Raw genomic sequence first — 8571 nt, 5'->3', positions numbered from 1 at the left:
ATTATAATCTTTAATTTCAGAATTTTCAATTTTCTTATTTTATCTAACTTTTACATAACATCATCTGTTAAATTATTGTAGCTACACTAATCCAAAGCCAGTTAAAATCAATATTGTCTTACTTTTATATAAAATATATTTAAAATATATTTTATAAATTTTATTCAAAAAATATTATATAAGGAGAAAAAATTATGTTACTTTTAATTGCTACGTGTGCAGTGTACATATGGATTGGTTTTTATTTTTCTAAAAAAGTTAAAACAGCATCCGATTTCCTAATTGCGGGTAGAAATCTTCCTTTACCCATACTTGCCGCAACTATTGCTGCTACATCTTTTGGTGGAGGATGTTTGGTTGGTGGAGTTCAATGGGGAGCTGAAAGAGGACTATGGGTTGGTATGTACTCTACTATAGGTGCGGCTTTAGCTTGTTTTGTAAATGCATTTTTTGCAGGAAAATTAAGAAGCTTATCCTGTGATATAACACCTGCTGACTATATTGAAACCAGATATGGTCATAGTATATTCTTAAGAGCTTATCAATGTCTTGTAACACCAATATCAATATTAGCTATTATGGGCAGTCAATTAATATCTTTTGGTTCTGTATCTACTGCATTTGGTATTCCTTATGATATAGCTGTAATTGTAGGAGTCATAGTAATCATTATATATACTTATGCATCAGGAATGTGGGGAGTTGCAGTATCTGCATTTATTCAACTTGCTATTTGTGTAGTATTTTTGCCAATAGTGGCTTATATAAGCTTAAAATTAGTTGGCGACAACCCTTTACTTATGTTACAATCAATGGTAAAAGAACCATTCTTCCCAGGAAATAAGTCGCTTAGTGATTTTATGTATACAGTTTTACCATTGGTTTTAGGTTCAATATTTTCTTATGAGAGTTTTTTGAGATACCAATGTGCTGATAATGCTAAAAATGCAGTTAAAAGCAGTGTTATTGCAGGATTTATACTATTATTTCTTGCTTTCCCTATAGGCATAATTGGAGCTATTGGTGGTAGTTTATTTCCAAACATATCATCTGTTCAGGTTTTACCTCAAATGATATCAACAACTCTACCTCCTTTAATTTCTGTATTATTCTTAGCTGCTATATTAGCTGCCATAATGTCTACTGCTGACTCATTAATGACCTCCATGAGTGCCATAATATCGAGAGATATTTATAATAAATTATTACATCCTAATATAGAGTTTAATGATTTAAAAAATACTCTTAAATACTCTCAAATTGCCTCAGCTTTAACAGCTATAATAGGAGCAATTATAGCACTCAAGTTTGACAGTTTATTAGAACTATTATTTTGGCCAGCACCATTATGTACAGGTGTAATATTTGCACCATTTGTCATTGGTCTTTCCTGGAAAGGTGCTACAAAAAAAGGAGCTATCTGTGCTGTCATAGTAAGTGCGATATTAGCATTTCTAAATATGATTGGCATCCTAACTGTCTTTGACAGAATTTTAGTACCTATAATAGGTGGTTCGGTTACGATATTTATAGTTAGCAAATTTTCAAAAAAAGATTGAAAAGAAAGGTATACACAGTAAATATGTCAAAATCAGAAAAAGGTAAGGAAACAAAAGCTAGTATTATAAGTGCTGCTAGAGAATTATTTTTTGAACAAGGTTATCACAAGACAACAACTAGGCAAATTGCAGAAAGAGCCAATATAAATTTAGGCTTAATAAGTTATTATTTCTCAAGTAAAAGTGAAATAGGAGCTATAATATATGAAGATATAAGGGATGAAATGCAATCTTTAATCTATAATTATCATGAAGAAGGTACAATGATGATGTTCTTTCTTGCTATGAATGCTGACCTTTGTTTTCTTTTAAAAAATGAAGCGTATAGAAACTTTTATTTAGATATAGCTTATGAGGAAGCTATTTTAAGCTATCAACGAGGTGTAACTGAAATGGTCATGAAAAGATATGTTAATGAAAAAGAATCTATAGAACATGACGAATTGATACTTTCTTGTATTGGTATACTCGCTATGAAACCTGAGATAATTAGGGTATATACTTCACATAAATATGATATATCTTCTCAATCTGTAATAAAATATTTTACAAAACAGTTTCTAATTAACCTTGGTCACAGCACTGACTTATGCGAAGATATTCTAGAAGAATTGAGTAAATACTACATAGATATAGTTGATAATTTTACTCCAATAATAACTCGCATAAGAACTTAATAAAATTTTATTGAACTTTTTAGAGACTGAAATTTTGAAATCATAATTGCATTTTAATATTTCAGTCTTTATTATGTTTAAAAATACTTTATAGTATTTTGTCCTAATGACAATAAAATGATTATCCAATTACATCTATAAATTTCTTTATCCACAAATCCCATAGACGCCATTCATGACCACCAACACACTCTTCATATACAATGTCAACATCTAAAGATTCTGCATATTTTTTAAATGTTTGATTATTTTTATATAAAAAATCCCTATCACCACAAAATTGATAAATTTTAGGAATATCTTTATTGCTATCTTTAAGATTCTTAAGTATGTAAAGTAAATCATTCTCACTATTTCTAGCATCTTCTGGTTTTCCAAAGTCATGGAATAGAATATCAGAATTTGTTTCTATTTGCTGATTTTCCAACTCATGAATCATATCAGGTGAACCAGAAAAACTTGCTACAGCTGAAAATTCGTTTGGTTTTGAAAGTGCTAATTTTAAAGCTCCATACCCTCCCATAGACATTCCAGCTACAAAATTATCTTCTCTCTTATCTGATAAAGGAAATATAGATCTAACAAATCTAGGTAACTCTTCACTTACAAAAGTGAAATATTTATGCCCATATAACATATCTGTGTAAAAACTAGTTTCTACTCTTGGTATTACTAAAGCTATATTTTTGGTTTTAGCATAATGTTCTACATTAGTGTATCTAATCCATGAGCTTTGGTCATCTTCTAGTCCATGAAATAAGTACAATGTTTTAAACTTACCTTCAAAGTCATATATTTCTTTACCATTAAATAGTTCTTTCCCATTTGCTACAGGTAAAACTACGATTATATCAGTCTCTCCTCCTGTATATTTTGATTTAAATTTACATTCTATAAATGCCACAAAAAACACCTCTTCTATAATGAATTTATTATCTAAAAAGCACCAAGATTTTAACTGTCTCAGTGCTTTAAATATTTTATTAATTTATATATTTTTAATTACATATAATCAGAAGTATCTGTTGGCAATCCTTTTTTATCTAATTTACCCTCAATAATATCTTTAATTATAGAATAAATTACTGCAAATAGAGGAACTCCTATTACCATTCCAACAAAGCCTAATAATTTACCTGCAACCAACAATGAGAATAAAATCCAAAATGCAGATATACCAATTGAGTCTCCAAGTATTTTAGGCCCTATAATATTTCCATCTATTTGTTGTATTATTAATATAATTAACAATAACCATAGTGCTTGTATTGGAGAAACAAACATTACTATTATTGTAGATGGTATTGCTCCAAACAGTGGTCCAAAGAATGGAATAATATTTGTAATACCAATTATTACTGATATTAATAATGTATATGGCATTTTTACTACTGTAAGTATTACAAATGTCAAAATACCTATAATAAATGAATCTAATATCTTACCACCTAAAAATCTACCAAATGTATAGTTACTTCTGTGAGTTAACTCTAGAATTTTAGCAGCTTGTGTTTCTGTAAAAAGTGCATAAGTTATTTTTTTACTTAATCCATAGAATTTTTCTTTATCAATTAGTAAATATACTGAAACAATCAAACCTAGTACGATATTCCATATACTAGAAGCTATATTCTTCAACATGTTTCCTAGTATTGGTATTAAGTCTGTTACAAATTTTATAATGTATGTGACAAATTCATTCCATTTATCTACTGCTAAATTAAAGTATTGTTCATCAAGATTTAAATCAGTCATTAATTTATCAAGAAGCTTAGTTGCGTTGTTTACATACATAGGTATATCATTTGCTAATCCAACAATACTCTCAATTACTTGAGGTAATACGAATTGCATAAATAAGTAAAGTATCAATGCAGCTGTTGCATATGTTAATAAAAGACCCAATCCTCTTTTTGATTTTTGTTTTAGGTTTTTTAATTTTTCACTTTTGATAAAAAGCCTTTCTTCATAAAATTTCAAAATAAAATTCAGAAGATATGCAATAGCAAACCCTATTATAAATGGCTGTAATGTTGTAAACATAATATCTAAATTGTTAGAGAATACATCAATTTGTGATGATATAAGATAGAATATAATACTACAAGCAGCTATTATAAACGTATAAATTGCTATTGTCGTGTACTTTGTATTCCAATTAATTTTCATTTTTTCCTCCTTATTTCTATATAACTAAATTTTATCACAAAATTACTACTTTTATAACAAATATGACAAATTAAAATTTTTAATTGCATAAAATATAATCAAAATATGTATTTTAAATTTGATTTGTATTTTTTCTACAATATAGTTTACATCATTTTTTTAAGAATTTTAATTAATTTATCATTATATGGTGCATATCTAATAGGAATATCTAAATTTAATTTTTTTAATACACTTTTATAATGAGTAAATGTATCAAATCCTGCCTTACCATGATATGAGCCCATACCACTTTCACCAACTCCACCAAATGGTAAGTAATTGGTAGCTATATGAATAATTGTATCATTTACACAACATCCTCCTGCTGGAATCAGTTCTAAAACTTTATTTTCCAGATACTTATTTTTTGTAAATATATAAAGAGCTAATGGATTTGGTCTTTGTATAATTTCTTGCATAGCTTCCTCTAAGTTTTTATATGTCAAAACAGGGAATACTGGTCCAAATATTTCCTCCTTCATTATATCATCATCCCAACTAGCATCATCTATTATCGTTGGCTCTATTTTTAATGTATCATTATTATAATTCCCACCATATACTACCTTTTCCATATCAATAAGGGATATTATACGCTTAAAATGCTTTTCATTTATGATTTTAGGAAATTGTTCATTATCACATGGATTATCTCCAAAATACTGTTCAATATAATATTTCATTTTCTCTATTAACTCATCTTTTTTATTCTCATGTACTAAAATATAATCTGGGGCTACACAAGTTTGTCCTGCATTTATTAGCTTTCCCCATGTCAATCTTTTTGCAGTAAGATTTATATCTGCATCTTCTAATATAATACAAGGACTTTTTCCTCCTAGCTCTAAAGTTATAGGAGTTAAATGCTTTGATGCTGCTTTCATAACTACTTTACCTACAGCAGTGCTTCCTGTAAAAAATATATAATCAAATTTCTCTAAAAGTACTTTTTCACTTTCTTCTTGGTTACCTTGAACTACTGCAATATATTCTTTTGAAAATGTACTTTCAAGTATATCTTTAACTATATGTGAAGTTGATACAGAGTACTCAGAAAGTTTTATTATTGCACAATTGCCTGCTGCTAATGACCAAACCAATGGTATAAGAGCTAATTGAAATGGATAATTCCAAGGTGACATTATAAGTGTGACCCCATAAGGTTGAGGAATAACCTTAGATATAGATGGAAAATTGACCATACTTGAACGAACTCTTTTCGTTTTGCTCCATTTTTTTATATTTTTTATAGCAAAATTTAATTCACTATATAAAATACCTACTTCTGTCATAAATCCTTCAAAGTTTGATTTATTTAAATCCTGTTTTAATGCCACAAGTATTTTATCTTCATTTTGTAATATAGCTGACTTTAGCTTTTTTAACTGCTCCAAACGAAATGATACATCTCTTGTTTTGCCTGTATTATAGTATTCTCTTTGCATAATTACTAGTTTATTTATATCCACTATTTAAAACCCCCTCTTTAAGAGTTTAGACTACTCTATTTTTCAAACAAATTGTTTAAATTTCTATTAATATCATTTTTACACAATAATAAATTCATATCAATATAACATAAATTTACAAATAAAAAAAGCCCCCCTTTCAGATACAGGAGAACTAATAAAGAAATTGTATTTTTAAGAATCAATTACTCTATAAACTACAATATAGTTATAAGTTTGTGTTTTGAAGTTTATCCACATAATCAAGTATTGGATTTAGATACTTTTTATCACACCAATCAAAATCTTCCCCTAATAATAAAGGAGCTTCTATTGGATTAAAACCTTGACGTTGTTTTTTAGCTATTGACTTTTTAAGAAAACTACAAAGAGTAGTATCAAGCCATGACATTTTTGTTTCATCCCATTCGCCACGGCAGTAAAAACAAGGAATATTATTCAACTTATCCTTAAAATTAACTTCTCTCAATTTTCTTATTACTGAATCATCACATGGAGATGCTCCTACACCAAAAACAATTAGATTTTTACCTGCTAATTTATCATAATACTTTTTTAAAAAAGAAATTCCTGCTATATTACAAGCATAAAGACCTCCACCTAAAATAATTGTATCGTACTCTATAATCTTTTCTATATTTATATCCTTAATTTCAAAAGTGTCACAAATCAATGATTCTGAAAGCCATTTAGCATATTTTTTTGTTGAACCATACTTACTTTTATAAATTATCACTGTATTTTTCATGCCAATTATCTCCTTCTTTTACTATTTTAGAAAGTTAATTTATGTGTTAATTTATACTAATGTCCATAATCTTAATAGTAGCTATAATTAGTAACTAGTTACCTATATTATAGTAATTAATCACTTTTATGTCAATAATCTTATTTTTTGTCATATATAATAAAGCGGTATAGTTTGGATAACTATACCGCTTTATAAAAATTATAAGTTATAATAATTTTACAACTTAACCCTAAATTAACTGCTTTAAGTAAATTCTAGATTACAATACCTTGTACAAGGTTTATTCTAAAACATACTTTTTATACTTATTATATTCTATATTACTACATTCTACATCTAAAAGAGTTCCCTCTTCCATATATTCTGTATTTATGACACTTGTATTATTATTAAAGTAAGAAGCTACATGACCTTCACTGTATGGAATCAAGAGCTTACATCTTATATAGTCTTTAAATATGCTATCACAAATATATTTTATCATTTTGTCTATATTTATATTTTTTTTAGCTGAAATAAATATACCATCATTATCTATATCATCTACAATATCATTTAATAATTCTTCATCAACTAAATCAATTTTATTGTAAACATTTATTATAGGTATATCATTTGCGCCAATTTGCTTTAAAGTATCTTCTGTTACTTTAATATGATTTTTATAGCTTGGGTTTGAAATGTCAATAACATGCAACAATACATCTGCTTCGCATGCTTCTTCTAATGTCGACCTAAATGCTTTTACTAAATCATGTGGTAGATTACTTACAAATCCAACTGTGTCAGACAATAAAAATTCTTTATTATCTGGAAGAACTATGTTTCTAATAGAAGTTTCTAGTGTCGCAAATAGCATATTTTTTTCAAATACTTTCTTTTCTTCAGAGTTTTTAAATATATCAACTAATTCATTCATTATTGAAGATTTTCCAGCATTTGTATATCCAACTAGTGCTACATTTGGAAGATTAGATTTTTTTCTCATATTTCTTTGAGTTTCTCGTTGGAATTTTAAATCATCTAATTCTCTATTTAGAGAAGTTATTTTTTCTTCTATTCTTCTACGGTCGAGCTCTAATTTCTTCTCACCAGAACCTCTATTTTTAGTACCTACTCCACCACTTTGACGACCTAAATTTTCATTTGAGCCTATAAGCCTTGGTAACATATATCTTAAACTTGCTACTTCTACTTGAAGTTTAGCTTCTCTAGTTTTTGCCCTTTGTGCAAATATATCAAGTATCAATGCTGTTCTATCTATAATTTCACAGTTAAATTTTTCTTCAAGGTTTTTAAGCTGTGATGTAGAAAGCTCATTATAAAACACAACTATATCTGCATTTTCTTGCTTTATTATATTTAATAATTCTTCAACTTTACCTGTACCAATATAATAGGCTCTATTAACCTGCTTTGCATTTTGAGTTATACTTCCTACAACATCAATATCACATGCTGAGCATAAGTTTTCAAGCTCAATCATTAGTTCATTAAAATCGTCAGATTTACTATTTATGTTTAGTCCTACTATTATTCCTTTTTTTGTCATATCCATATTCTCCTTATATACTATTTTTTATTTAATATATAGCACGAGATTATGGCTCTATAATTAAATTCATTAAGAATTTGCTTGTTTAATTTTATCCTTAAATGATACTTCTAATTTAATATTATAATAACCATAATCGTGCGTTATTTTCTTAATCTTATATAAAAAATCACTTTAAAACACCTCTCCTCAATTATATTATGTAGTTTTTTCAATAAAAAAACTCCTTATAAATCTAAGTAATACAAAACAAGCTACTTACATTATAAGAAGGATTAAAATTCTAAATATATATTAAAAATATGCCCTGTCTCTTATATAAAACTGACGCTGCCGACGAAGGCAAAGG

7 protein-coding genes are annotated in these 8571 nt (G+C 27.7%); 2 read left to right on the top strand and 5 right to left on the bottom strand.

Annotated elements, in window-relative coordinates; translation table 11 throughout:
• Window positions 1-194: 194 nt before the first annotated feature.
• Entirely contained in the window at window positions 195-1559 is a 1365-nt protein-coding gene (locus tag KGF50_RS18570; RefSeq protein ID WP_227849438.1) for a sodium:solute symporter family protein, read from the top strand.
• Window positions 1560-1582: 23 nt separating this feature from the next.
• A complete protein-coding gene (locus tag KGF50_RS18565; protein ID WP_227849437.1) occupies window positions 1583-2236 on the top strand; it encodes a TetR/AcrR family transcriptional regulator in 654 nt (217 codons plus the stop codon).
• Between the two features lie 121 nt (window positions 2237-2357).
• Here the strand turns inward: KGF50_RS18565 and KGF50_RS18560 are convergent, their stop codons facing one another.
• The 5 genes from KGF50_RS18560 to hflX all read right to left on the bottom strand — a co-directional run bounded on the left by KGF50_RS18560 (window position 2358) and on the right by hflX (window position 8219).
• On the bottom strand, window positions 2358-3140 hold the full coding sequence (locus tag KGF50_RS18560; protein WP_227849436.1) for an alpha/beta hydrolase: 783 nt from the start codon (window positions 3138-3140) through the stop codon (window positions 2358-2360).
• A 98-nt stretch (window positions 3141-3238) separates the two neighbouring features.
• The gene (locus KGF50_RS18555; protein WP_227849435.1) at window positions 3239-4405 is read right to left on the bottom strand and encodes an AI-2E family transporter; all 1167 of its coding nucleotides are present in this window, start codon (window positions 4403-4405) and stop codon (window positions 3239-3241) included.
• 146 nt (window positions 4406-4551) lie between these two features.
• A complete protein-coding gene (locus KGF50_RS18550; protein ID WP_227849434.1) occupies window positions 4552-5916 on the bottom strand; it encodes an aldehyde dehydrogenase in 1365 nt (454 codons plus the stop codon).
• A 208-nt stretch (window positions 5917-6124) separates the two neighbouring features.
• Window positions 6125-6664, bottom strand: coding sequence for a flavodoxin domain-containing protein (locus tag KGF50_RS18545; protein WP_227849433.1), 540 nt, complete (start codon window positions 6662-6664; stop codon window positions 6125-6127).
• 283 nt (window positions 6665-6947) lie between these two features.
• Window positions 6948-8219: a GTPase HflX gene (gene hflX, locus KGF50_RS18540; protein WP_413926841.1), complete on the bottom strand. Its 1272-nt coding sequence runs from the start codon at window positions 8217-8219 to the stop codon at window positions 6948-6950.
• Window positions 8220-8571: the final 352 nt, after the last annotated feature.

Origin of the sequence: Clostridioides sp. ZZV15-6598, from assembly GCF_020657705.1 — a bacterium.
Taxonomy (GTDB): domain Bacteria; phylum Bacillota; class Clostridia; order Peptostreptococcales; family Peptostreptococcaceae; genus Clostridioides; species Clostridioides difficile_F.
This window is presented reverse-complemented; position numbering and strand designations above follow the sequence as displayed.